This is a genomic window from Achromobacter marplatensis (assembly GCF_049060505.1).
GTDB lineage: Bacteria > Pseudomonadota > Gammaproteobacteria > Burkholderiales > Burkholderiaceae_B > Achromobacter > Achromobacter marplatensis_A.
The window spans coordinates 33,761-59,855 of record NZ_JBMGRB010000009.1 but is presented as its reverse complement, the minus strand read 5'-3'; the positions used below and the strand labels follow the sequence as shown (position 1 = coordinate 59,855).

General features: G+C 61.1%; 24 protein-coding genes. 21 read left to right on the top strand and 3 right to left on the bottom strand.

The annotated features are described in order from the left end of the window. The first annotated feature begins 285 nt into the window (after window positions 1-285). From ACI0FO_RS21495 to ACI0FO_RS21485, 3 genes are all read left to right on the top strand, one after another. Entirely contained in the window at window positions 286-912 is a 627-nt protein-coding gene (locus ACI0FO_RS21495) for a DUF2239 family protein (RefSeq protein ID WP_416029963.1), read from the top strand. 160 nt (window positions 913-1,072) lie between these two features. Further along, complete coding sequence (locus tag ACI0FO_RS21490) at window positions 1,073-2,476, top strand: HdeD family acid-resistance protein (protein WP_416029961.1); 1,404 nt, start codon at window positions 1,073-1,075, stop codon at window positions 2,474-2,476. 108 nt (window positions 2,477-2,584) lie between these two features. Beyond that, window positions 2,585-2,965 (top strand): DCC1-like thiol-disulfide oxidoreductase family protein, encoded by a 381-nt coding sequence (locus ACI0FO_RS21485; protein ID WP_105556659.1) that lies wholly within the window; start codon window positions 2,585-2,587, stop codon window positions 2,963-2,965. Between the two features lie 28 nt (window positions 2,966-2,993). Here the strand turns inward: ACI0FO_RS21485 and ACI0FO_RS21480 are convergent, their stop codons facing one another. After that, entirely contained in the window at window positions 2,994-3,878 is an 885-nt protein-coding gene (locus ACI0FO_RS21480; RefSeq protein WP_416029959.1) for a LysR family transcriptional regulator, read from the bottom strand. Between the two features lie 178 nt (window positions 3,879-4,056). Here ACI0FO_RS21480 and ACI0FO_RS21475 point away from each other — a divergent pair, with 178 nt between their 5' ends. Further along, on the top strand, window positions 4,057-5,052 hold the full coding sequence (locus ACI0FO_RS21475; RefSeq protein ID WP_416029957.1) for a Bug family tripartite tricarboxylate transporter substrate binding protein: 996 nt from the start codon (window positions 4,057-4,059) through the stop codon (window positions 5,050-5,052). A gap of 44 nt (window positions 5,053-5,096) precedes the next feature. After that, window positions 5,097-6,062 carry a 2-hydroxyacid dehydrogenase gene (locus tag ACI0FO_RS21470; protein ID WP_416029955.1) on the top strand — a complete coding sequence of 322 codons (966 nt, stop codon included), beginning with the start codon at window positions 5,097-5,099 and terminating at the stop codon, window positions 6,060-6,062. Window positions 6,063-6,080: 18 nt separating this feature from the next. Here the strand turns inward: ACI0FO_RS21470 and ACI0FO_RS21465 are convergent, their stop codons facing one another. Beyond that, window positions 6,081-6,482 (bottom strand): hypothetical protein, encoded by a 402-nt coding sequence (locus tag ACI0FO_RS21465; protein WP_416029953.1) that lies wholly within the window; start codon window positions 6,480-6,482, stop codon window positions 6,081-6,083. Window positions 6,483-6,855: 373 nt separating this feature from the next. Between ACI0FO_RS21465 and ACI0FO_RS21460 the strand changes: the two genes are divergently transcribed. The 16 genes from ACI0FO_RS21460 to ACI0FO_RS21385 all read left to right on the top strand — a co-directional run bounded on the left by ACI0FO_RS21460 (window position 6,856) and on the right by ACI0FO_RS21385 (window position 24,831). Further along, entirely contained in the window at window positions 6,856-7,353 is a 498-nt protein-coding gene (locus ACI0FO_RS21460; RefSeq protein WP_416029951.1) for a hypothetical protein, read from the top strand. A 3-nt stretch (window positions 7,354-7,356) separates the two neighbouring features. Then, a complete protein-coding gene (locus ACI0FO_RS21455; protein ID WP_416029949.1) occupies window positions 7,357-7,962 on the top strand; it encodes an OmpA family protein in 606 nt (201 codons plus the stop codon). Between the two features lie 102 nt (window positions 7,963-8,064). Next, entirely contained in the window at window positions 8,065-9,591 is a 1,527-nt protein-coding gene (locus ACI0FO_RS21450; RefSeq protein ID WP_416029947.1) for a hypothetical protein, read from the top strand. Between the two features lie 148 nt (window positions 9,592-9,739). Then, window positions 9,740-10,531 carry a hypothetical protein gene (locus tag ACI0FO_RS21445; protein ID WP_416029945.1) on the top strand — a complete coding sequence of 264 codons (792 nt, stop codon included), beginning with the start codon at window positions 9,740-9,742 and terminating at the stop codon, window positions 10,529-10,531. Window positions 10,532-10,622: 91 nt separating this feature from the next. Continuing rightward, a complete protein-coding gene (locus ACI0FO_RS21440) occupies window positions 10,623-12,107 on the top strand; it encodes a hypothetical protein (protein ID WP_416029943.1) in 1,485 nt (494 codons plus the stop codon). 553 nt (window positions 12,108-12,660) lie between these two features. Beyond that, window positions 12,661-13,638 carry a LysR family transcriptional regulator gene (locus tag ACI0FO_RS21435; protein ID WP_416029941.1) on the top strand — a complete coding sequence of 326 codons (978 nt, stop codon included), beginning with the start codon at window positions 12,661-12,663 and terminating at the stop codon, window positions 13,636-13,638. Beyond that, window positions 13,635-15,122: a SidA/IucD/PvdA family monooxygenase gene (locus ACI0FO_RS21430; RefSeq protein ID WP_416029939.1), complete on the top strand. Its 1,488-nt coding sequence runs from the start codon at window positions 13,635-13,637 to the stop codon at window positions 15,120-15,122. Before ACI0FO_RS21435 ends, ACI0FO_RS21430 begins: the two co-directional genes overlap by 4 nt. Continuing rightward, window positions 15,119-16,093, top strand: coding sequence for an ABC transporter permease (locus tag ACI0FO_RS21425; protein WP_120155148.1), 975 nt, complete (start codon window positions 15,119-15,121; stop codon window positions 16,091-16,093). The genes ACI0FO_RS21430 and ACI0FO_RS21425 overlap by 4 nt, the downstream gene beginning before the upstream one ends. Beyond that, window positions 16,090-17,007, top strand: a complete 918-nt coding sequence (locus tag ACI0FO_RS21420) for an ABC transporter permease (protein ID WP_100856132.1) — start codon at window positions 16,090-16,092, stop codon at window positions 17,005-17,007. Before ACI0FO_RS21425 ends, ACI0FO_RS21420 begins: the two co-directional genes overlap by 4 nt. After that, entirely contained in the window at window positions 17,004-18,017 is a 1,014-nt protein-coding gene (locus ACI0FO_RS21415; RefSeq protein ID WP_416029937.1) for an ABC transporter ATP-binding protein, read from the top strand. Before ACI0FO_RS21420 ends, ACI0FO_RS21415 begins: the two co-directional genes overlap by 4 nt. Beyond that, entirely contained in the window at window positions 18,014-19,030 is a 1,017-nt protein-coding gene (locus ACI0FO_RS21410; protein WP_416029935.1) for an ABC transporter ATP-binding protein, read from the top strand. Before ACI0FO_RS21415 ends, ACI0FO_RS21410 begins: the two co-directional genes overlap by 4 nt. A 102-nt stretch (window positions 19,031-19,132) precedes the next feature. Next, window positions 19,133-20,716 carry an ABC transporter substrate-binding protein gene (locus ACI0FO_RS21405; protein ID WP_219992317.1) on the top strand — a complete coding sequence of 528 codons (1,584 nt, stop codon included), beginning with the start codon at window positions 19,133-19,135 and terminating at the stop codon, window positions 20,714-20,716. A gap of 3 nt (window positions 20,717-20,719) precedes the next feature. Next, the gene (locus tag ACI0FO_RS21400) at window positions 20,720-22,078 is read left to right on the top strand and encodes an acyl-CoA thioester hydrolase/BAAT C-terminal domain-containing protein (protein ID WP_416029933.1); all 1,359 of its coding nucleotides are present in this window, start codon (window positions 20,720-20,722) and stop codon (window positions 22,076-22,078) included. Between the two features lie 24 nt (window positions 22,079-22,102). Continuing rightward, on the top strand, window positions 22,103-23,278 hold the full coding sequence (locus ACI0FO_RS21395) for a CMD domain protein (RefSeq protein WP_416029931.1): 1,176 nt from the start codon (window positions 22,103-22,105) through the stop codon (window positions 23,276-23,278). A 105-nt stretch (window positions 23,279-23,383) separates the two neighbouring features. Further along, complete coding sequence (locus ACI0FO_RS21390) at window positions 23,384-24,247, top strand: class I SAM-dependent methyltransferase (protein ID WP_416029929.1); 864 nt, start codon at window positions 23,384-23,386, stop codon at window positions 24,245-24,247. 272 nt (window positions 24,248-24,519) lie between these two features. Next, window positions 24,520-24,831, top strand: coding sequence for a hypothetical protein (locus tag ACI0FO_RS21385; RefSeq protein ID WP_416029927.1), 312 nt, complete (start codon window positions 24,520-24,522; stop codon window positions 24,829-24,831). A gap of 119 nt (window positions 24,832-24,950) precedes the next feature. Here ACI0FO_RS21385 and ACI0FO_RS21380 read toward each other — a convergent pair whose 3' ends face one another. Then, window positions 24,951-26,009 carry a hypothetical protein gene (locus ACI0FO_RS21380; RefSeq protein WP_416029925.1) on the bottom strand — a complete coding sequence of 353 codons (1,059 nt, stop codon included), beginning with the start codon at window positions 26,007-26,009 and terminating at the stop codon, window positions 24,951-24,953. Between the last annotated feature and the right edge of the window lie 86 nt (window positions 26,010-26,095).

The following is a 26,095-nucleotide window of genomic DNA, read 5'->3' as shown; positions in this document are numbered from 1 at the left end:
CGGGCGCAAAGCAAGATTATACGCCGCCTGTATGTTTTGACTAGGTGTTGACCCTAGGTTTGTACGGAATTTTTGCACCTTCGGCAGCGCTAAAAGCGGGAGACGGATCACCGCCCGAACGCCAACACGGCGCCAGCCCGCATCGGCGATGCGGCCCTGATTTATTGCCCTCGAAGTGGAATCACAACGAATTTATTTTATCCGGGTAATATTGACGAATGTTTTTACCCGGATCATAATTCGAGCCTGCTTCACTTTTCACTCGGGCCTCGGACCCTTATTGCCATGAACGTCATCGCCACCCCTCCTTCCTATACCGCGTTCGAAGGCCACCGCATGTTGGCCGCCGGGCCATTGGCCGACGTGGCGCTGGCCGTCAAACGCGCGCTGGGCCATCAGAACGGCGCGGCACTGCTGGTGTTTCAAGACGGCACGGGCCAGCAGACAGACCTGGACCTGAGCGGCGACGATGCGCAGGTCATCGCGCGTCACATGCCCCCGAACGCGGACAAACCGGCCGTCATGCCCGGCGCCGCCGGGGACCCGGCCGGTTCGGCCGATGCCGCGCCGCGCGGGCGCGGCCGGCCGAAGCTGGGCGTGGTGCCCCGCGAAGTCACCCTGCTTCCGCGGCACTGGGACTGGTTGGGCGCGCAGCCCGGCGGCGCCTCGGTGGCGCTTCGCAAACTGGTGGAACAGGCGCGACGCGAGAACGAAACGCGGGACCAGCTGCGCCAACGCCAGGAAGCCGCTTACCGGTTCATGTCCAGCATGGCTGGGAACCTGCCTGGCTTCGAGGAAGCGACCCGGGCGCTGTACGCGGAAGACCGTGCGCAATTTGCCGAATGCCTGGCAACCTGGCCGCAGGACGTGCGCGCCTACGCGATGACCCTGGCTTGGGCAACGCCCGATTAAGACGATAGGTTGCAGGCCGCGCCGTGGGATGGCCCCGCCGCACCCGGCAACGGGTGCGAAGCCGAATTGAAAAATGGCATTAACGTGTTCAGAATCGGGCAGGTTTCGGTACCATGGACGTCAACTCCGAATTTACCTGTCCACTCCTCGGATCGCTGGCATGCCACAACTTGTATTGCTGCTTTTGGGCGTCCCCTATCTGCGCAAGCGATGGCGCGTCCTGTTCGGCTTGGGCGTCGTGTTCCTGGCGGCGGGCATCGTCGTCTTTATCGACGCGCTTGACAATGCCCTGTACTTTCCCCTGAACGCGTTTGCCGTCCTCTTCATTATTGAAGGGCTGGCCACGTTATTGATCGCCTCTTCCGGCGTGGGCGGTCAGCGCGTTTTGCGCTACACCAAGGGCGTTTTCGTACTGCTGGCCGGCAGCTTGATCCTGATCGGGCACCATCACGGGCACTTCGTGCTGTCGATGATCTTCGGCGCGCTTTTCCTGATGGACGGGGTGCTGCAGTGTTTGGCAGCCTATGTCGTGCGATACGACCGCTGGCGCTACGCGTTTGGCGCCGGGGTGGCCGAAATCCTGCTGGCCATTTTCTTCTTCCAGCCCTACCCCACGGACTACGTAGGCACGGTGCCGTATTGCCTGGGGCTGTTCCTGGCCATCGCTGGCCTGAAATTGCTGTGGCTGGCTCGGCGCGTCAAACACCTGGCCTCTAACCCAGCGTTTGCGGCTAACGACTCGTCCGATTATCTACCCGCCGAACCCGCGGCGCCGGCGCCTGTTTGGGATGGCCCCCCGACGGACTCTGAACGGGCCCTTACCGTGCACGTCTGGACGCCGTCCGGGTCGGCCAAGGCGCAAACGCGCAACTATCCGCTCGTCGACCGCTATATCGCCGCCGTCGACGTGAATGGCGTGATCTCCACCGGCCATGCGGCGCTGGAGTCCCCGGAGGGCATCTACATCAGCCTGTATCCCAAGGAAGAAATCGACCGGTCGCCCGACGAGTTCGGTAACTTGCTGCGCGCGACGCCCGACAACGACATTCCCGGCGTGTACCAACCCGATTACGCGACCGAGTCCAAGGCCTGGTGCCCGTCGACCACGCGGGTGCGCATCCGGAATTACGACGCGGAAAAGCTGGCCGCGTTCTGGAGTGAATACCGGCAGGACAGCACCTACAACCTGACCCATCGCAATTGCTCGAGTTCGGTGGCGCGTGCGCTTGACGCCGCGCTGGACGGCGTGGTCGGCCGCCTGCATGGCAGCCGGGCGGGATGGGGTGTCCTGATCCGGCTACTGCTGACGCCCGAGCTTTGGGTGGCCTCGCAAATCCGCAAGCGCGCCATCACGATGGCCTGGACGCCGGGACTGACCTTGGACTACGCCCGCGCGATGAGTATGCTGGCGGATCCGCGGCCATTCGGCTGGTGGAAAATGTCGCAGAAGGCGCTGCGCCACATTGCCGAGCTCCGCGCGGGCTGGCGGGCCCAGGACCGGGGCGCGGGCGAACGACGCCCACAGGAAGCCGAGGGGCTGCGCGGTCCGGGGCCCGAAGCTTGAACGCCTGGCCCTTGGGCACGGCGGGCACTTTTTGATGACGGGCGAAATGCGCTTTAATCTGTACGCACGGGCGGGCTTTCCAGGCCCGCGCAAACCATAGGGTGCGCCATGTCCATCGCCAAGAACTTCCTGCTATATGACGGAGACTGCCCCTTCTGCTCGAACTACGTGCGGATGCTGCAACTGCAAAAAGCCGTGGGCCCGATTGATCTGCTGAATATGCGCGACCACCCGGATATGGCGGTGGCATACAAAGCGCAAGGCTACGACTTGAACCAGGGCATGCTGCTGCATCTGGACGGCCAGGACTATTGGGGCGCCGATTGCATCAACCGACTGGCGCTGATCAGCACCGGCAACGACCTGTTCAACAGCGTCAACGCCGCCGTTTTTCGCAATCCGTGCCTGTCGAACGCGCTCTACCCCTTCATGCGCACGGGCAGGAGCCTGGCGCTGACGCTGTTGGGCAAGAAGAAGATGCAGATGTAACGCTGCCGTCGCAGCCGGCCAGGCGCACTCACTTCGCCGGGGCGTCCACCACCCGTTGAAGAAAGGCGTCCAGCGCCGGGTTGTCGTGCTGCGCATGCCAGGCCAAATACATGTCGGCATACAGGTTGCGCTGGCCTATCGGACGAAACTCCACGCCTTCAAACCGCAGTTCCCGCGCCGAATCCGGCACGATGCCCACGCCCAACCCCGCCCGCACAAGCGCCAGCAAGGTGTGCGTCTGCCCTGCCCGCTGCACGTAGTCGGGCTGCACGTCGGCCAGCCCGAAAGCGCCCACGATGCGGTCATAGAAGTACTTGCCCTCGCGCGGCGAATACAGCACGAAAGGCTGCCCCTGCAATAAACGCAGGGGCACGGTGTCGTGTTCGCACAAGGGGGAATCCGCGGGCAATGCCAGCACCAATGGTTCGCGTTCGATCAGCCGCGATTCGATTCCTGCCTGCTGCGGCACGCTGCGCGCCAGGATGACGTCGAGTTCGCGCGCCAGCAACAGCCGCGCCAGATCAGTGCTGACCGTTTCGCGAAGCTGGATCTCGACGCCTGCCAGCAGCTTGCGCGCCAACATGATCATCGACGGCATCAGCCGATAGGATGCAACGGCAGTGAAACCCAGCGTGATATGGCCCGCATCGCCGCCCGAGGTGCGCCTGGCCGTCGCCGCCGCGCGCGCCGAGAACTCCAGCAGATGCCGCGCATCGCGCAGGAACCGCCTGCCCGCCGCGCTAAGCAGCACCTGCCGGCTATTGCGTTCAAACAGCGTCACGCCCAAGTCTTGCTCCAGCAACTGGATCTGCCGGGACAGGGGCGGCTGCGTCATGCACAGCCGTTCGGCCGCGCGGCCGAAATGCAGCTCTTCGGCCACCGCGATGAAGCACTCCAGCTGACGAAATTCCATCGATTCAATCCTTGAATTGATCAATGCTATTTATAGCTCGAACGGCTATCTATCGGTAGCCGTTTTTATACTCGGCGACAAGGCCGCCAAGCCGGCCCGCAGGATCAAAAGGAGCATTTTCGCAGCACGTTTCATTCGCGGCAGCTGCCGCCCCCACGCCTAAAAAGAGAAGAGAGACATGGAGACATTCCCTATCGCCCGACAACGCGTCCGGCTCATCGCCGCGGCGCTGGCCCTGGCCGCCACCGCCGCGTTGCCCTGGAACGCCAGCGCCGCCGGATATCCCGAGCGCCCGATCAACCTGATCGTCCCGTTTTCACCGGGCGGGGGCACCGACATTTCGGCTCGCCTGCTGGCCGCCGCGTTGGGCGACAAGCTGGCGTCTTCGGTGGTGGTGGACAACCGCCCGGGCGCCGGCGGGCAGATCGCCGCCGACCTCGTGGCGCGGTCGCCGGCCGACGGCTACACGTTGCTGTTCGCTAACTCCGGCATGCTTGCCATCAACCCGTGGATCTATAAGCTGCATTCGGATCCCGCCACCGCGTTCGCGCCCGTTTCGCTGTTTTCGGACCTGCCTTTCGTGTTGGTCGTACCGACGGGATTGCCCGCCAAGGACGTTGCCGGACTGGTGACGCTGGCGCGCGCGGAACCAGGCAAGCACACGTTTGCCAGCTCGGGCACCGGCGGCGCTCCGCACCTGTCCGCCGAGATATTCCAGCAAGCCACCGGCGTGGATTTGATGCATGTGCCCTACAAGGGCGGGGGTCCGGCCATGACCGACCTGATGGCGGGCCGGGTCGACATGCTGTTCGCCTCCGTGCTGGAGACCATGCCCTACGTCACCGGCGGCAAACTGCGCGCGCTGGCGGTGACCGGCGCCACACGCTCGCCCGCCATGCCGGATGTGCCGACGATTGACGAGGCCGGGGTGAAGAATGCGCAGTCCGGCTCCTGGACCGCCGTGCTGGCGCCTGCGGGCACGCCGCCCGCCGTGATCGAAAAGCTGTCGCAGGCGATCCGCGACATCGCCGCAGAACCCGCAATGAAGGCCAAGCTGGAATCCCAGGGCGCGGTGGCGCACGGCTCCACGCCCCAGCAGTTGCAGGAGCTTGCCGCCCGCGAACGCGCCCGCTACGGGCAGATCATCAAGTCCCGCAATATCCAGACGAACTGATTCCATCCGGCCCGGTTACCGGGCCATTTCTTAAAGCCGTATCCATGACAGATTCCCTGCCCGCTTCCGCCCCCCACCTGCTGATGGTCGGCCCCCTGCTGCCCGAGTTGGTGGCCGATCTGGCGTCCCGCTACCACGTCCATCGCTTGTGGGACGCCGCCGATCCCGCCGCGCTGCTGCGCGAACATGGGCCGTCCATCCGCGGCATTGCCACCAGCGGCCGTTTCGGCGCCACCCGCGAACTGATCAGCGCCCTGCCGGCGCTGGAAGGCATTTTCAGTTTTGGCGTGGGATACGACACCATCGACCTGACGGCGGCGCAAGAACACGGCGTGGTCGTCACCAACACGCCCGGCGTACTGGACGCGTGCGTGGCCGACACGGCGTTGGCACTGATGCTGGCCGCGCCGCGCCGCATCGCCGAGGCAGACCGCTTCGTGCGCGCTGGACGCTGGCCGACCGAAGGCTTCCCGCTGGGCACGCGCATGACCGGCAAGCGCTGCGGCATTGCCGGCCTGGGCAATATCGGCTTGCAAATTGCCCGCCGCGCCGCCGCCTTCGACATGGAAATTCTCTACACCAGCCGCAAACCGCGCGCCGATGCGCCCGCCGGCTACCGTTATTGCCCCGATATCACGTCCTTGGCCGCCGCCTGCGATTTTCTGGTGCTGGCTGTGCCGGGCGGAAGCGCGACGCGCCACTTGGTGAATGCCGAAGTGCTGAACGCCCTGGGGCCGCAAGGCTGGCTGATCAACATCTCGCGGGGCACGGTCGTTGACGAAGCCGCGCTGGTCGGCGCGCTGCAAAACAAAGGGATCGCCGGCGCAGGGTTGGATGTGTTCGAACACGAACCGGCCACACCGGCCGCGTTGCACACGATGGACAACGTCGTGCTGCTGCCGCATATTGCCAGCGGCACGCACGAAACCCGCCGCGCCATGGCCGACCTGATGGTCGCGAACCTGGACGGCTGGTTCCGGGATGAAAAGGTGCTGACGCGGGTCGTGTGATCCGACGGCGGACCGCGCCTATTCGCTGACCCATTGCAGCTTAGGCGACGGCGCGCCCTGCTGCTGGAAATACAAGATGGCCTCTTGAGCCAGTTCGCGGCCCACGCATTGATATTGCTGATAGCTGCCGGACTGGCCGCCCACCACCAGATCCTGGTCATGGTCTTCGGATTTTGACCGGTCAACCAGCGTGTAGATGCGCGCGTCGTCATCTAGCGTGATGGAAACGACGTAACCGCCGTCGCCCCCGCCAACCGCCATGACGGTTTCGTCTTCCGTCACGAACGCGGTCGAACTGAATTCGGCGCCATCCAACCGGTCCAGCGCGGCAAGCAAATCCACTTCCGACGGATTGACGCGTTCTCTTAGCGCGGCGCGGTCACCCTGGCGTCGTTCTTCGATGAGTTTTCTTATTTTCATGGAATGCGGGGTCCGATTATGGTTAGCAAGCGGCCACGAATTCTGGCACATGGCCGCCGCCGCGGGGAGAAACCCACGTGAAAGCGCCCATCAGTCTAACCGGACCTGCGGCATTGACAGATAACCCGTCCCCGCCGCAGCAACTTGCGGAAATGCAGCGAAATAATACAACCACTTGTTTCATTCATCGAAGACGGCGCATGCCCTTTACAGTGGCTAACCTCCTTCGTTTTCTTCTTGGCCGCGCTTGCCAAATAGCGGCCTCGCAGCACTTATCGCGGTAACGATTTGGAAGATAATCGCATTGAAATATGCGACACGAAAGCCGACCATCGCCGATTGGATTAGACCGGGCGAATCAAGGAGACTTATCGTGCATTCGATCAGACCCGCAGTAGCGGCCTGTGCGCTGGGCGCCATGCTGACGCTGGGAAGCTTAGGCCATACCACCAACGCCCAGACCACGGCCGATGCGACGGCCGCCAAACCGTTGGCAACTGGGCTGACCGAAACCGGCAGCGCCGAAGGCCAAGTCGTTGAAGCGGTGCGCAGCGGCGATATCCTCACCCTTAAGGTCCGGTTCAAGCCCATCATTCCAGGCAAGACCGAGATGGTCTATTCGCAGATCACGAAGAACGATTACGAAGACAGCTTCTACGTCATCGCCGGCAATAAAAAACACTTGCTGCTGAAAGACAGCAACGATAAGCCGCTGACCAACCCGAAACTGGTGCTCAAGACCTCTAAAGACACGCCGCTGGCTGGCGCCTGGCAGGGAAAATTTCCCGCTCCGCCGAAAGACATCACGGAAGTATCTTTGACAATACCGGGTGTCGAAACCTTCGATGCCATCAAGATCACCGATCGATAAACGATGGCTGCCGCCTGGAACGTTTCAGCCACTATTGTGGCGCTATTGCTAGCTGCGGCTAGCGGTGCCAAAGCGCAAGAACCGCCCTACAAAGCCGAAGTGCTGGACTTGCAAGCCACGATTTTGGACTTGAAGGGATTCCCGTCCGGAACGGGCGGCGGCGTCTCTGACCTGTCCGCACAGATAGGCGATCTGGCGGGCCGCCACGAAGGCTTGTCCGTGCGCCAGGACAAGGACGCCGTCACGGTGTCGATGCTGGGTGATGTGCTGTTCGATTTCGACAAGGCCGATATCCGGCCGGCAGCCGAACCCGCCCTGCAGGATATTGCGCGTGCGATCCAGGCGGCCCCAGTTGGCCCGGCCCGTGTGGCCATTGAGGGCCATACCGATTCCAAGGGCGCCGCGTCGTATAACAAGGCACTGTCCTTAAAACGGGCGAACGCCGTATTGCAGTGGTTGGCCGATCACGGCGTGGATAAGGCGCGATTAACCGCCAAGGGCTACGGTGATGCCCGGCCCGTGCAGCCCAACGCGCTGACCAGCGGCGCGGACAATCCGAAAGGACGCGCGCAGAACCGGCGGGTGGAATTCGTGCTGGCCAAGCACTAGCGTGGCCGGGCGCGGAGAATAGAACGCCCGCACAGGACCGGCAGCCTCTGCCTTGGCGCCAGACCGCTACATCGGATGGCGCAGCTGACGAGATAAAACGGCATGTGGAACCGTTCGTCCCTGGATGTGACAGACAGCGTGCCGGTTTCTGGCGACCCGACAGCACGACACTGTGAAATCACGTGCCAATATTCAAATGCGCCCAAAGGCGAGTTCTCCATGGCCACTTCTGGCGTTTCCAATACACCCACAAGCATTTCCACCTCCACCTCGTCTCAAGTCGAGCCCTCGCAGAATGTGGGGAATGGGGTTGTATCCACTAGCAATGGGTTGCCGCCCCGCAATCCCTATTCCGTGAAACCTGTTCTTGGAGCCATTCTCGAGTTTGCCGTTAGAGATTCCCAAGACTTTAGCGGGTTCAGGTTGGTAAACAAGAACACCAAGAGGTGGGTCGACAGAGCAGTGCAGCACTCGACCGTCCATGATGAACGTGGACTACAGAAATTCTCGGCCCCGGATAATACGATCTTCCCGACGCATCTGACTTTTCGGTGCCAACCTACGATCGAGGAACTGAAGAATCTGCCCGAGAGCATTATTCACGTGAGCTTTGCCGTGGGGGATGCGCGCATCACGGCAGGTTATCTCCGCGTACTGGCTCAGCAATGTCCCAACATACAGTCGCTGGACTTGGCAGGCCAAAGGCTGTCCACAAGCGACTTGACGGCGCTGCAGGAATTTAAACAGCTGACCGCGCTTGACCTGTCTAGCAACGATATCGACAACGACGGAGCGGCGGAAGTCGCTAAGCTCAGCACTCTCAACACGCTTAACCTCAAGTACAACCAAATCCGCCAACAAGGCGCGATGGCACTGTCCAAACTGATCAATCTGAACACGCTCGACCTAAGTTTCAATAGTCTTGGCGACCTGGGCACGACGGAACTGGCTAACCTTATCAATCTGTCCGTCCTTCGCCTGTCGGGCAACCTGATAAGCGGAGTGGGCGTGACCGCACTGGCCCAGCTGGAGAATCTACGCACGCTTGAATTGGCCGAAAACTATATCGGCGACGACGAAGCGGCAGAACTCGCTAATCTCAGCAAGCTCACCACACTTGACCTGTCTCGCAACCTGATCGGTGACGTGGGCGCGGAGTATCTGGCCAAGCTTATCAATTTGATCACCCTGAACTTGGCTAACAATGCTATCCGCTACCCAGGCGCAATGGCACTGTCCAAGCGCATCAGCCTTTCTACGCTGGACCTGTCCAGCAACCTCATTGGCGACGGGGGTGCTGCGGCACTCGTTAATCTCATCAATCTTTCCACGCTTAACCTGACTAAAAGCGATGTTGGCGATGAGGGAACGATGGAACTGGCCAAGCTTATCCATCTTCACACGCTTGACCTGAGTTTCAACGATATTGGCGATCGGGGTGCGGCTGCACTGATCAATCTGAGGAAGCTCGGAATTCTCGACTTGAGTTTCACAAATATCGGCGATGAAGGCGTGAATGCACTGGCACAGAACCTTACCCTTACCACGCTGAAATTACGATACAACCCCGGAATCAGCACTGCGTGCATCAAAAATATACGGAACGCGCGCAATATCGTCCTATATTGATATTCAAGCAGAGTTCCCTAGCCACTGGCTTCAGCACGAACCCCATGAATTTCAGCGAGTTTTGTATCCGCCTGCGCCTGCGGCCAGAATCCATGCAAATTTGGACTACGGATTAATAAATTCCACTGACAACCAACACGAGCCCCCGATGATCACCGGCCCTACCTATACACCCACGAACAGTTTCCAAGCCAATTCGGCCGGTTCGGCGTCTTCGTCGACTGGCGTATCGAACATCGATGCACCCTCATCGCCACGTAGCCCCGTCCTATCGAGTTATATCGGCGAGACCTTCGGCGCTTCTGGGGCTAATGAATCCAAGAGCTTTAGCGTAAGGAAAGTGAACGTCGCAGAGCGTGCGCACGGGGCGGAACAATGCGTGACCGCCGAAAATCCGCATGACCTATTGGCACTTTTCGGGCCTGGAAGCACGATTAGCCCGACGCACCTAAAGTTGATGTTCGTACCTACTGCCGCGCAACTTAATCATCTTCCCAGCAGCATCAGGCACATTAACTTTAGCAAAATGGCACGGCACTCGCTGACCCGCACTATCATCTCCGATCATCTTCGGGTTCTCGCCGAACAATGCCCCCATATACACACGATGAAGTTGGCATGGAAACGGCTTTCCACAAACGCCCTAACAGAGCTGACTAAGTTTAGACAACTTACGACACTTAACCTGACTGGTAGCTTGATTAACGACGAGAAAGCGACGCAACTTGCCAGCCTCACCAATCTTTCTACGCTTGACCTGACCAGCAATCCTATCGGCGACGAGGGGTTAACGGTACTGGCCACGCTCCGCAACCTGACCATGCTCAGACTGCGTAACAACGCCCAAATCAGCGCCGTGCACCTGGAGGCGATACGAACCGCCTACAACACCCTGCGGATTGATACGGGCCGAGTTCTATACGCGTTGCCTTTGGCATGAACGTGCCCTCGCGCGGACTTCGATAGCGAAGGGCCAGGGAAATAATGAAGTCACGCGCCAATACTCACATATACGCAAAGGCGGATTACTCATGAACATACACGGCCGCAACCCAAATTCACCGATCTTGCCCGACTATGAGCTCAATCATATCGTCGACCACTTTTTAGCTAAAGACTTCGCGGCCTTTAGCGTGATCAGACAATTGGACAAGCGAAACTACAAACGCGCCACCGGAGTGGTGGAACATCTGCTTATCAATAGCCCGGAGGGATTCTCGCGGTTCTTCCCCGCGCCCCACGAACCCAAGTGTGCTGCCCGTCCGGCCCATCTAGCGCTGCAGTTCAACGTCTCGACCGAGAAACTACAGCATCTGCCCGATAGTATTACGCACTTGGAGCTTAATCACCAGAGGCGTTGGCCCCCAACCATCAGCGCCAAATTTCTTGAAGCACTCGTCAAACAATGCCCCAACATTCAATCGTTGAACTTGAGAAATAACATACTGGATGAAGACGCCGTGGCAGTGCTGCAGAGGTTTGAAAAGCTCACTGAACTTGACCTGACTGCATCCAAGATAGCGAATGAGGGGATCAAGGAAGTGGCCAAGATCACCAACCTTACCTCGCTGAAAGTGGGCAATTGCGACATAAGCGACTACGGAGCGATGGAGCTGCCTAAGCTTGTTAATCTTTCCACGCTTGACCTGTCTGGCAATTTTATCGGCTGCGCGGGTGCGGCCGAAGTGGCTAAGCTACTTGAGCTCACCGAGCTTAACATGAGTACCACCGACATTTTTTTCGACGGAGTGAGGGCATTGGCTGCGCTTCCCAATCTCCGCACGCTTGACTTGTCCGATCACATTATTTTCTCGGAAGATTCAACGCCACTGGAGATGTTCAATAAACTGTCCTGCCTCAAGCTGAACGATTGCCATATTGACGGCCAGATACCAATGAACATTGCTAAGCTCGAAAATCTGTCCGAGCTTCACTTGGCCAATAACAGAATCGGCCCCGAGGGATTGAAGGAACTGCTTAAGCTGCCCAAACTCTCCAACCTTAATCTGTCTTCGAACAGACTTGGCCACGCGGAGATGAAAGAAGTGGCTAACATCCTCACCCTCACCACGCTTAACCTATCCAACCACTTGTCTTGGCCGGGCGAGCATTTCGACCAAAAGCTTAATGGCGAAGCACTGGCGGAGCTGGCTAAGCTGCCCCTGCTCTCTGACCTTGACCTGTCTAGAAACTCTATCGGCCTCCCATTAGCGACGGCACTGACCAAGCTTGCCCATCTGTGCACGCTTAAGCTAGTTAAATGCTCTATTGGCAACCAGGAAGTGGCGGAGCTAGTTAAATTCAATATCGGCGACCCGAAAATGGCGGAACAACCCAAGCTTCCCAATTTCGAGACGCTGGACCTATCCAATAACGTGATTGGCGACGAGGGAGCGACGCTACTGGTGAATCGCGGCAATATCGCCACGCTTATCCTACATGGCAACCCTGAAATCAGCGCCGTGCACATTGAGGAAGTACGGGCCGCCCCCAACACGCCCAATATTAATATCTAAGACGATTTTCCTCGGCATTGCCTTCAGCAAGAACATCCAATAAGTCTCACCGGCGGTTTTGGGGTTTTGTTGGGGGCTGCCGCAGCCTAAGCTGACTTAACGAGGGCTGCCCGCCTTAATATCAAGCGCTCAGAATGCAAAATGCCCGCTGGCGCGCCATACCGTGGGGATGCGCCTGCGGGCCGCCGCGATCTCAGACCGGACCCAAAACGACACCCTATGGCATGGCGGCGCAAGCATGACCGAGCCCTATCCAGCCGCACAGCCGCGAGAGATTCACAAGGCCCTTGAAGCTGTCCGCCAGGCTGGCGCAGGCGGGGAATCCCTCAACCCTTTGGCGATCATGTGCGACATGCGCCATCGCCGAGTCACCCAACAGTCACCCACGCTTCGTATGCGTCGCCTGACCGGGTTTCGCTAAGTCGTTGAAATAACTGCAAGTAATGAAAAGGCATAAGGAAATCCCCATTAGGGAATTTGCTTATGCCTTTTAACTATTTGCAGCGCGCATACTTACCGGGCAAGAATTCGTCCTGAGCATAAAGCAACGCAGATGGAATTACGTCAACTCGAGGCCTTCGCGGCCGTCATGTCTACGGGCAGCGTCACGGCTGCCGGGCGCCTGCTTGGGCGCTCGCAGCCGGCCATCAGCCGCCTGTTGCAAGAGCTGGAAGCTGAAATCGGCTATGCCCTGTTCAACCGCAGTGGGCCCCGCGTCACGCCGACTGAACAGGGCTTTCTGCTGTATGACGACGTAGAACGCGCGCTGGCCGGCTTGCAGCAGATTCGCAGCCGCGCCGAAGAAATTGCGCGGGGCCAAGCCAAGCCGCTGCTGCTGGCGGCAACGTCCGCGCTGGCTGCCGGCCTGCTGCCCGACGCGCTCAAGCGCATCGAGTCCCAAACCGGCGCCACGCGCGTGCAAGTGCGCAGCGCCTCGCCCGAACGCGTCGTGCACGCGGTGCTGACCGGCGCCGCGCAACTGGGCGCCACCAGCTTGCCGCTGGAACATCGTGGCTTGACGGTGCATTGGATTGCCCAAGCGCCCTGCGTCGTGGCGCTGCGCGACGACGATCCGCTGGCCGCGCACGACGTGGTGCCGGTCAATCAACTGGCCGGACACCGCCTGATCACCATGGCCAACCCGTACCGGCTGCGCCGTCGCCTGGACGCCGCACTGGCGCCGGTCGGCAATGCGCCGGGCACCATCGAAACCAATTCGTCCGTCAACGCCCTGGCCGCCGTGCGCGCTGGCTTGGGCGTGTCGGTGCTGGAACCGATCACCGCTTACGGCGTCCCGATGCCGGGCGTGGCGATCCGGCCGATCGACCTGGACATCCCTTTTTTCTTTGGGGTCATCACCCCGCAGTCGCAACCCCTGACGCCGGCCTGCCAGGCCATGGCCGACGCGCTGGCCGAAGCCGCCGCCGCCCTGCTGCCCGGTTTTGTGCTGCACGACGCCTGCGAACACGCGGCGCTGTTGCAGTCGATCTACGGTGATGACGCCCCTGTTTTGGACACCCCCACACTATGAATCTGCCCGTTGCCACCCCGCCGCAAGGCCTGGATGCGCTAGAAGCGCGTTTGCGGCAAGACCTGTCCTGGCTGGAAATTCCCGCCAAGAACTGGGTTGCGCCCCGTCTGGTTGACGGCCAGCAGGTACTGGACGTTGTCGTCATCGGCGGCGGCATGGCCGGCTTGGCCGCGGCTGCCTCGTTGACGCACCTGGGCATCACCGCGCCCATCTTCGACCAGGCGCCTGAAGGCTACGAGGGCCCGTGGGCCACCACCGCCCGCATGGAAACGCTGCGTAGTCCCAAGCAACTGACCGGCCCCGCGCTGGGCTTGCCCGCGCTGACCTTCCGCGCCTGGTTCGAAGCGCAGTTCGGCACGGCCGAATGGGACGCGCTGGACAAGATTCCGCGCCTGCAATGGATGGACTACCTGCGCTGGTATCGCCGCGTCCTGAACCTGGACGTGCGCAATGAACACCGCGTGCTGTCCGTGCAACCGCGCGCCGACCGCCTGGTGCAACTGGACATCGAATCGCCCGCCGGACGCAGCACCGTGCTGGCCCGCCGCGTGGTGCTGGCCACCGGCCGCGACGGCCTGGGCGGCGCCTATGTGCCTGACTTTGCCAAGACACTGCCGCGCGACCGCTGGGCGCATTCGTCCGACGTGATGGACTACGCCACGCTGGCCGGCAAGCGCGTCGGCGTCGTGGGCGCGGGCGCGTCCGCCATGGACAGCGCCGGCACGGCCTTGGAAGCCGGCGCCGCCAGCGTCGACCTGCTGATCCGCCGCAACGACATCCCGCGCGTCAACAAGGGCAAAGGCGCGGGCAACCCAGGCCTGACCCACGGCCACCTGACCCTGCCCGACGAATGGAAGTGGAAGATCCGCCACTACATCAACGCCGCGCAAGTGCCGCCCCCGCGCGGCAGCACCTTGCGCGTGTCTCGTTTCCCCAATGCCCGCTTCAACCTGGGCTGTGGCGTGCAAGACCTGGCCTTGGTCGGTGACGACATCCACGTCACCACGCCCAAAGGCGTGTTCGTGCTGGACTTTCTGATCTTCTCCACGGGCTTTCGTATCGACTGGACCGTGCGCCCGGAATTCGCGCCGCTGGCGCCCCACGTGCGCAACTGGGGCGACCGTTTCACCCCGCCCCCCGGCGAAGAAGACCAGGAACTGCATGACTCGCCCGACCTGGGCGCCGTCTTTGAACTGCAAGAAAAAGTGCCCGGTGCCTGCCCGGGTCTGGACCGCGTGCACTGCTTTTCGTACCCCGCCGCGTTGACCCAAGGCACGATCTCGGGCGACATCCCCGCCATCAGCGACGGCGCCAAGCGCTTGGCGCAAGGCATCGCCGGCCTGTTCTACCGCGAAGACGTCGAAACGTACTACGCCAACATGGAAGCGTTTTCCGAACCGGAAGTGTTCGGCGATGAATGGACGCCGGCCCCGCCGCCCGCGGCAATCGCCACCCCGGCCTCGCAAACGGAGACCGCGCAATGACCGGTTGGTTGATACGCCGTGTCGCGCAAGCGGCGGTGGTGGTTTTGCTGATGACGCTGATCGTCTTCGTGGGCCTGCACGCCATCGGCAACCCCGTGGACATCCTGATCGGCCAGGACGTGGACCAGGTGGACCGCGCCCGCATCATCGCGGAACTTGGCCTGGACAAACCACTGTGGCAGCAATACCTGGGCTTTCTGAACGGGGCGCTGCATGGCAACCTGGGCAACAGCTTCGTCTACAACATCCCCGCGATTGAATTGGTGATCCAGCGCCTGCCCGCCACCCTGGAACTGGCCATCAGCGCCCTGCTTCTGGCCGTCATCATCGGCCTGCCGCTGGGCTTGATCGCCGGCCTATACCCCGACAGCCGCTTTTCCAAGATGATCATGGCCGGCAGCATCGTCGGCTTCTCGCTGCCCACGTTCTGGGTGGCGCTGATGCTGATCATGACGTTTAGCGTGTCACTCGGCTGGCTGCCCGCCAGCGGCCGTGGGCAGACGGTGGAATTCCTGGGCTTTCAATGGTCGTGGCTGACCGCCGACGGCTGGCGCCATTTGATCTTGCCCGCGCTGAACCTGTCGCTGTTCAAGATTTCGCTCGTCATCCGCCTGACGCGCGCTGGCGTGCGCGACGTGATCCCGCTGGACTTCGTGAAGTTCGCGCGTGCCAAAGGCTTGTCGCCGTTTCGCGTGGTCTGTGTGCACGTGCTGCGCAACACGATGATCCCGCTGGTGACGGTGCTGGGCCTGGAGCTGGGGTCGACCATCGCGTTCGCCGTCATCACGGAGAGCATTTTCTCGTGGCCCGGCGCCGGCAAGCTGATCCTGGACAGCCTGAACGCACTGGACCGCCCCGTCATCGTTGCCTACCTGATCGTGGTGGTGTGCCTGTTCGTCACGCTGAACCTGATCGTCGACATTCTTTATAAAGTGCTGGACCCCCGGGTACGGCTGGAGGGCTCGGCATGAGCACCACTGCAACCCCTGACAAGGTTCCCGCCCTGCGCCGGGAATCGCCCTGGCGCCGCAACCTGACCGAATTCCTGTCGTCCAAGACGGCGGTGTTCGGCCTGGCCGTTGCCACTCTGCTGATCCTGGCCGCGATCTTCGCGCCGTGGATTTCGCCGCAGAACCCATACGACCTGCTGCAAATCGACGTGCTGGATTCCCGCATGCCGCCTGGGTCCATGAACGGCCTGGACACCTTCCACTACTGGCTGGGCACCGACGGCCAGGGGCGCGATTTGCTGTCCGGCATTCTGTACGGACTGCGCATCAGCTTGATGGTGGGCGTGGGCTCGGCGGTTATCGCCGGCATCGTCGGCACGCTGCTGGGCCTGCTTGCCGCCTACGCGGGCGGCAAGGTCGACGCCTTCATCATGCGCTTGGTCGACCTGATCCTGTCGTTTCCGTCCATCCTGGTTGCCATGATGATCCTGGCCTTTCTGGGCAAGGGCGTGGGCAACGTGGTGCTGACGCTGGTGATTCTGGAATGGGCCTATTACGCCCGCACCGCGCGCGGCCAGGCGCTGGTGGAACGCCGCCGTGAATACGTGGAAGCCGCCCGCTGCCTGGACATTCCCAACTGGCGGATCATGTTGAAGCACATCCTGCCCAACTGCTTGCCGCCGCTGATTGTCATCGGCACCTTGCAGATCGCGCGCGCCATCACGCTGGAGGCCACGTTGAGCTTTCTGGGCCTGGGCGTGCCGGTGACCGAACCGTCGCTGGGCCTGCTGATTTCCAACGGCTTTCAATACATGCTGTCCGGCGAATACTGGATCAGCTTCTACCCCGGCATCGCGCTGCTGATCACCATCGTCGCCATCAACCTGGTGGGCGACCGCCTGCGCGACGTGCTGAACCCAAGGACTCACAAATGACCGACCGCACCGCTTTCGCTGGCGCGCCGGCCACGCTTGAAGTGCGCAACTTGCGCACGCACTTCCACACCCGCGCGGGCGTGCTGCCCGCCGTGGACGACGTGTCGTTCACGCTGGAGCGCGGCAAGATTCTGGGCCTGGTCGGAGAATCCGGCTCGGGCAAATCCGTGACGGGCTTTTCCATCATGGGTCTGGTCGACGCGCCGGGCCGCATCGTCGGCGGAGAAATCCTGTTCCAGGGCCGCGACCTGACCAAGCTGGCTCCGCGCGAACTGCGCCGCCTGCAAGGCAACCGCATCGCCATGATCTTCCAAGATCCGATGATGACGCTGAACCCGGTCCTGCGCGTGGACGTGCAGATGATCGAAACCGTGCGCGCGCATAACAAGATGAGCAAGCGCGAAGCCCGCACGCTGGCCCGCGACACGCTAGGCATGATGGGCATCCCCAGCCCGGAAGAACGCCTGCTGGCCTACCCGCATCAGCTGTCTGGCGGCATGCGCCAGCGCGTAGCCATTGCCATCGCCATGCTGCACCGCCCTGACCTGATCATCGCCGACGAACCCACCACCGCGCTGGACGTCACCATCCAGGCGCAGATTCTGTCTGAAGTGCAGAAGCTGGCGCAGCAACACGGCACCAGCCTGATCTGGATTACGCATGATCTGTCCGTGGTGGCAGGCTTGGCGGATGACGTGGCCGTGATGTACGCCGGCCGCATCGTCGAACACGGCAAGGTCGACGACGTGCTTGACCGCCCGCAGCACCCCTACACCGTTGGCCTGATCGACAGCCTGCCCAGCAATAACCTGCGGGGCCAGCGCCTGCGCCAGATTCCCGGCATGACGCCCAACCTGCTGCACCTGCCCGCCGGCTGCGCGTTTTCGGCGCGCTGCTCGCGCGCCACCGCCGCCTGTGGCCAGCAACCCGGCATCACGCAAGCCCTGCCCGAACACGATGTGCGCTGCTTCCATCCGACTATCCAGATCCACAACGAGGTGACGGCATGACTGTATCCGCCGCCCCCACTCCGCTGATTGACCTTTCTCAAGTCAGCAAGCGCTTTGGCGAAAGAAAAGTCGGCCCGGCCGGCCGCGCCATGCAGCGCATGGGCTTGTCCAAGCCGCCCGCCGTGACCCGCGCCGTCGACAACGTGGACCTGATCGTGAACCCCGGCGAAGTGGTCGGCCTGGTCGGTGAATCCGGTTGCGGCAAATCCACGCTGGGCCGCATCGCGGCCGGCTTGTTGACGCCATCGGGCGGTGAAGTGCGCATCAACGGCGTGCGCCCGTCGGACATGAATTCCGCCGCCGCCCACGCCGCGCGCCTGACCGTGCAGATGATTTTCCAGGACCCCTATGCCAGCCTAAACCCGCGCCTGCGCGTGGACGAGATCGTGGGCGAAGCGGCCCGCATCCACGGGCTGGTCGACAACGCGGGCTTTGACGACTACGTCAGCGCCCAGCTGGAACGTGCGGGGCTGGACCCGGCGCTGCGCCAACGCTATCCGCACCAATTCAGCGGCGGCCAGCGCCAACGCATCGGCATCGCCCGCGCGCTGGCCGTGCAGCCGTCCATGCTGGTATGCGACGAAGCCGTGGCCGCGCTGGACGTGTCCATTCAAGCGCAGATCCTGAACCTGTTCATGGACCTGCGCGAAGAACTGAACCTGACGTATCTGTTCATCAGCCATGACCTGGGCGTGGTGGAACACCTGTCTGACCGCGTCGTCATCATGTACCTGGGCCGCGTCGTGGAAACGGCCACCGTGGACGAAGTATTCCAGCGCCCCAACCACCCGTACACGCAAGCGCTGCTGGCGGAAATTCCCAGCCTGAAGTCGCGCCACAAGGTCTTTACCGCGATCAAGGGCGAGATTCCCAGCCCGCTGAACCCGCCCGGCGGCTGCCATTTTCATCCGCGATGTCCGCATGCGATGCCGCGCTGCAAGACCGAAGTTCCCACATTGAAGGGAATCGCCATCAACCATTTAAGCGCCTGTCATTTGAACGACATGGCCTGAACCTAATTGGCCGCGTTGTCCTTAATGCCTTTTTATTGGCCTGAATGACAACGCAGCCTTCGGAACACTTAACTCGTTCCCCCCCTACCAAGGACCCCGAACATGAAACGCTTGATTCTTTCGACCCTGACCGCCGCCATCCTTGGCGCCTCTGCCGCCGCGTCGGCCGACAACCTGTCGATCGGTTTTGCCGACCCGCTGTCGTCCCTGGACCCGCAGCTGAACAACCACGCCGGCGACCGCTCGGTGGCCCTGCACTTCTGGGACCTGCTGATCGAAAACAAGTGGAACAAGCTTCAACCCGGCCTGGCCGTCAGCTGGAAGCCGCTGGACCCCACCACCTGGGAATTCAAGCTGCGTGAAGGCGTCAAGTGGCAAGACGGCACGCCGTTTACCGCCGACGACCTGATCTATTCCTACACCCGCGCGCGCGCCGTGCCCGGCAGCGTGGCCACCTACGCCGGCTACCTGCGCACCATCGACACGATGACCGCCAAGGACCCGCTGACCCTCATCGTCAAGACCAAGGCGCCCAACCCCGACCTGCCGCTGAACCTGGCATCCGTACACGTCGTCAGCAAGCACGTCGGTGAAAAGTCCACCACCGAAGACTACAACTCGGGCAAGGCCATGGTCGGCACCGGCCCGTACAAGTTCGTGTCCTACACGCCGGGCGACCGCGTCATCATGGAACGCAACGACGGCTACTGGGGCGACAAGGCCACCTGGGACAAGGTCAATTACCGCTACATCAACAACGCCGCCTCGCGCACCGCTGCGCTGTTGGCCGGTGACGTGGACGTGATCGACAAGGTGTCGGTGTCGGACCTGGCCAAGCTGCAAAAGGCCCCGAACATCGCGGTGTACCCGTACGACGGCCTGCGCGTCATGATCCTGCAACCCAGCTTCAACCCCGCACCCAATCAGTACATCACCGACAACAACGGCAAGCCGCTGGACAAGAACCCACTGCTGGACCTGCGCGTGCGTCAAGCGCTGAACCTGGCCATCAACCGCAAGGCCATTTCCGACCGCATCCTGCAAGGCGCGGCCACCGAAGCCAACCAGTGGATGCCCAAGGGCACCTTCGGCTACAACCCCGACGTGAAAGACATCCCCAACGACGTCGCGCAAGCCAAGAAGCTGCTGGCTGAAGCGGGCTTTCCCGACGGCTTCAAGCTGACCATGCACGTGCCCAACGACCGCTACCCGCAAGGCCCGGAAACGGCCCAGGCCGTGGCACAGTTCTGGACCCGCGTCGGCGTGAAGACCCAGGTGGAAGTGGTGCCATGGGCCGTGTATTCGGGCCGCGCAAACAAGAACGAATTCGCCGTCAGCATGCTGGCGTGGGGCAACGGCACGGGCGAAGCCAGCTACGCGCTGGTCAACATCCTGGCGACGGTTGACGCCAAGAAGGGCCTGGGCGCCTCCAACTGGGGCCACTACACCAACCCCAAGGTGGACGCCGCGCTGGAACAGTCCACGTCGGAATTCGATGTGGCCAAGCGTGAAGCCATCCTGCGCGACTCGGTCAAGCTGGTGTCGGACGACGTCGGCATCATCCCGCTGTTCCACTACAAGAACATCTGGGCCACCAAGAAGGGCTTGAAGGTGACGCCGATGACCAGCGACCGCACGGCCGCCATGATGGTCACCAAAGAACCCGCCGCCGCTGCCGGTAAATAAGCCATGGCGCCGACCCTGACCATCACCCCCGCGGACGCCTTGATCGACGTGCCGCGCCAGATCCGGGTGGAAAACGTGGCACCCGGCCAAACGGTGGAAATCACCGCGCGGACCCGCCGCAGCGGCGTGCTGTGGCAAGCCCAGGCCGCCTACACGGCGGGCGAAGACGGCGCCGTCGACCTGACCCGCGACGCGCCCGTCTCGGGCGACTACACCGGCTTGTCGCCCATGGGCCTGATCTGGTCGCAAGCCCCGGTGGACTCGCCCAGCCGCGAACACTTCAACCACCCGGTGACCGATGCGTTGGTCACCGATGTGGTTGCGCGTGTGGGTGGTGCTGAAGGCGGCATGCAGGCCCAAGCCACGCTCACGCAGCGCTTGGCGCTGGATGGCGTCACGCGCCACGAGGTCCGCGAAGAAGGCTTGGTCGGCACGCTGTACCTGCCGGCAGGCAGCAAGCCCGGTTCGCACCCCGCCGTCATGATCCTGAACGGCTCGGGCGGCGGCATCAACGAACCGCGCGCAGCGCTGTACGCTTCGCGCGGCTACGCCGCCTTTGCGCTGGCGTACTTCAAAGCACCCGGCCTGTCCGACTACATCTCGAACACACCGCTGGAATACTTCCAGACCGGCCTGCGTTGGCTGCGCAAAAAGGTTCAACCCAAGCATGACTTCGTCGCCATCAGCGGCCAATCGCGCGGCGGTGAACTGGTGCTGCTGCTGGGCGCAACCTTCCCCAAGGAAGTGTCCGCCGTCGTCGCCTACGTACCCGGCGCCGTCGTCCACAGCGGCCAGAACGCCTGCGACCCCAAGATCGGCCGCGAAGGCCCGACCTGGCTGCTGGGCGGCAAGCCCATCCCCCACGTCTGGGAAAACAACCGCACCGCCACCTGGGCGCCGTTTGACGAAGGCCCATCGCCGCACCGTCACGAAAAAGCCATCCTGACCGCGCTGCAAGACCCCGACGCCGTCGCCCGCGCCCGTATTCGCGTGGAAGACATCGAAGGCCCGGTCATGCTGCTGTCGGCCACCGACGATGGCTCGTGGCCGTCGAGCCTGTACTCGAAGATGGTGCAGGACAAGCTGGTCGACGTGAAACACCCCTACCCCGTCGAATGGCTCGACTACGAGAACGGCGGCCACTCGATCCTGTTCCCGTACGTGCCCACCACCCAGCTCGTCTACGCCCACCCCGTGTCGGGCAAGATCAGCACCAGCGGCGGGAATCCGAAAGACAACGCACGCGCCGACCAGGAATCGTGGGAAGGCGTGAAGAAGTTTTTGGACGCGGCAGTGAAGGCGCGGGCGGCTTCGGCTTCGGCTCCTGCCCCTTCGGCAAGCACTTCCGGCAACGCCGGCTGATCAGACACCAAGGAGAACATCCCCATGGCACAACAACCCATCGTCTATGACGCCGTCAATGATCTGGTCGACAAGCTCGTCGGCCTGACCCCCGGCAGCAAAACTTTTGAAGTCCGTCACCAACGCGAGAAAGTCGCCGCCGCCACGCAAGGCAGCTACGACGCCCTGTTCGACCCGGCACTGCCCGGCTTGTCGCTGGCCGAACGCCTGCTGGTCGCGCTGTACGCCACCCGCATCAGCCCGTCGCCGCTGCTGGCCTCGCACTACCGCGCCCGCCTGGCGGAAACTGACGCAGCCCCCGCCGACATCGCCGTCGCAGAATCCGGCAAGCCGTCAGACGCCTCCACCCCGCGCCTGGCTGCCGTGCTGGAATTCACGCGCAAGCTGATCGAAAACCCCGTCGAAGGCGACGAAGCCGCCCTGAAGACCCTGCCCGCGGCAGGCGTCTCCACGCCCGCGGTCGTCACCCTGTCGCAACTGATCGCCTTCCTGTCGTACCAGACCCGCCTGGTCGCGGGCCTGGCCGCGATGAAAGACCTGGAAGGCCAAGCCCCCCGCGCCGCCGCCGTCCCGCCCGCGCCCTTCGACCCCAACACCGCCGCCACCGAACCCGGCGCCGTCATCAAGGCCCACGGCTTCACCAACGAAGTGCTGGAGTGGAAGGCATGGCTCGACGTCGTCAACGTCGACACCGCCACCCCGGAACAAATCGCCGTCCTGGAAGAAAGCCACCCCAAGGCCAAGGTCTCGGACTACTACCTGTTCCTGGTCCACCAACCGGAAATCCTGCGCCAGCGCTCCACCGCCTTCAACGCCATCATGTACGCCCCAGGCGGCCTGTCGCGCGCCGAACGCGAACTGGGTTCGACGGTGGTGTCCCGCGTAAACGGCTGCGTGTACTGCGCATCCGTCCACGCGCAGCGCTTTGAACAACTGGCCAAGCGTAATGAAGTGATCGCGCAAGTGTTCGAAGACCCCTACACCGCCGGCACCACGGCGCGTGAACTGGCGATTGCCCAGTTCTCGATCCAGATCACCGAAGCCCAGGCCGACGTCAACGCCAACAGCATCCAGGCATTGAAGGATGCGGGCTTGAGCGAAGGCGAAGTGCTGGACCTGCTGCACTCGGACGCCATCTTCGCCTGGGCAAATCGTTTGATGCTGAACCTGGGCGAACCGGTTTTTGCCACCGTAGGCTAAGACCCGCTTCCCCGCCGCCCTGCGGCCACGTCAGCGTTTTCGTTAAACTGACGCTTTCCGCGCCACTACGCGCCCCGCCCCGTGCGGGGCGCTTTGCCTTCCCCCATGTCAGAAAAAACCCACGACATCCGCCCCGGCCAGTCGATCGAACTGCTAAAAGCCCTGCATATTCTTACCCGCGACGGGAAGATGAACCAGGACAGCCGCCGTAAGCTTAAGCAGGTCTATCACCTGTTTCAGTTCATCGAGCCGCTGCTGAAAGACGTCCAACAAGAACGCGGCGCCGTCACGCTCGCGGATCACGGGGCCGGCAAATCGTATCTGGGGTTCATTCTGTATGACCTGTTCTTCAAGGAACAGAAAGACGCCGTCGGGAATGGGTCCCATATTTATGGGATCGAGACTCGGGAAGAACTGGTGAAGTCGTCAGAGGAACTGGCGAAGCGGCTCGGGTTTGGCGGGATGTCGTTCTTGAATCTCTCTGTGGCAGAGTCGATTACGTCGGATAAGTTGCCGGCGACGATTGATGTGGTCACTGCGTTGCACGCTTGTAATACCGCCACCGATGACGCGATTCACTTTGCGTTGGAGAAGAAGGCGAAGTACATCGTCGTTGTGCCTTGCTGCCAGGCGGAAGTGGCTTCGGTGCTAAGGAAGAATAAAGGCAAGGCGCTGGCTGATCCGCTGGCAGAGATCTGGCGGCATCCGTTGCATACGCGGGAGTTTGGAAGCCAGATTACGAATGTGCTGCGGTGCTTGCAGCTTGAAGCGCATGGGTATCAGGTTAGCGTGACGGAACTGGTCGGGTGGGAGCATTCGATGAAGAATGAGCTGATCGTGGCGCAGTATAAGAATCTGCCGACTCGGAAGCCTGCGGAGAGGCTGACGGAGATGTTGGAGAGGATTGGGTTGCAGGAGTTGAAGGATCGGTTTTTTGTGCCGGTGGCTTCGGCGGCCGTAGCTGGGTAGGTATCTGCTTGGCTGATTGGCATGAACCAGAGATAGCTTTAGCTGGTGGTGGACTGCTGATACATCCCTGATCAGTAGTCTGCGATTGCGCTTGCCTTAGAGAAAGCGTGAGCAATTTGGCACGGAACCGCATGGTGTCCGTCGCCTAACGGGGCATACTCGCCCCGTGGTCCAAAGGATCGCCCGGGTTGACAGCCGGAAAGACAGAACAAGTGGCCGCTGCAATGGCGGCCTCCTTTCTTTCATTGCGTCAATTACACCGGAGCGCCGAGATGAGCGACCACCCTTTTACCTATGACCGTTGGGCCTTGCCGGATGATCCCGAGTTTGGCGTTGTGCGGTTTGATGATTTGCGGAAGATCGAGCGGGCTTGCTTGGGGATTTGGGCTATTGCGAGGATTGTGGGGAATAGCGCGAATGAGCCTGGAGCTACGGGTGCGAGGCCGTTGGATGCTTGGGTGGTGTCGAATTTGCTTGGCGGAGTGGAGAGCCTGTGCGATCAGATCGCTGATCTAGCGGCAAGCTCAATGGATGAATCGCCGGTAGATCCATTATTTTCCGGAGCAGGAACTCCGACGCAATAGCGCAGTCATGTCAGCAAGCGCAGAAAACACTGTCCATTAGTCGGCTTGCGACCCATAACAGCATTCAGTGTTTAAGGTCGATGGTGGGAGGCTACGCACGCCGTATGACTGAGGCATCTTCAGCCAGTCGTCAATTGTTCTTTTAGAAGCAGTTGCTCAGCAACTATTTCAGCAGCCTCTCGACTACCCTTCCCGGCCACTGTGATGATTTTTTTGAAGTGACTTTTTATACCTTCCAGTTCCTTCGGATAATCTTCCCGCAGGAAGATTGCGATGCATGTATTATTTAAAATTCTTTGCAGATACGGTTGATTTTTTAGTATCTGTTCAGGCTTGGATTTAATGACAAATAGGCTGACAGTAGGGGTGATAAACGAGCGATTATCCGTAATGGCGACAATCGGGCCGATTTTTACCCCTCCATCCCTTAGCTTTTCGCTAAGGTGGACGCAGAAATTGACGGTCTCAGTATCTTCCATTTCATAACACACGGTCATTAACGGCGATTGAGGGTTAAGCCACTCTCGCATCCCAATGGTCCTAGGCGTAAGCTTGGCAGATGGGTAACATGATTGTATGAACAACTCGCCAAACTCATTTAGAGTATTTTCCTGAAGAAAACCACGCAGATCCATCAATCGCCTTCCGTGTGCCTGTATATCATTGGCATTTTCGGCGGCAAGATTCTTCTTGTGGTTTCCCGAACCGGTACTGTCCATAAGAGAAAAATGCTCTGAGACATAGGCTATCCTCATTTCCTCCAGATCGGAAAAGGAAAGCTGTTGAAGCGAGAGAGTAAAGAATCGAATATTGACTGGGGTGATGTTTTTCGCCGCCGCGTTTTTTGCTAATTCTGCATATAGCTCTGTTTTTTCATCCTCCAGATCCTGCACGCATGCGGAAAGTAATAAATGATAGTCAACTGCTTCTATGCAGGCATCTGCAAGAGCATCATCCCATTTCTCATCCGGCTTGAGCAACATTTCATGGAACTGGGTGATTCTTTCCTCTTGTTTTTGTTGAACAAATGCCGTGGCCTGACTGACACCTAATTTGGCAACCTCATAGGCAATTGAGGCACCAGGTACGAAACTTAAGGCCAGTTTGGTACCGAGGTCTGCTGTTTTTTTAACAATGGATTCGATAATATTATGCTTGGCTTTTTCAGTCTGGTTCATGGATCTATCCCCCTCGTGATGACCGTAAGCTGGGCTGTTGAATTGCGCAATGCATTATTGGCATGATCCGAAAAATTTAGCAGACT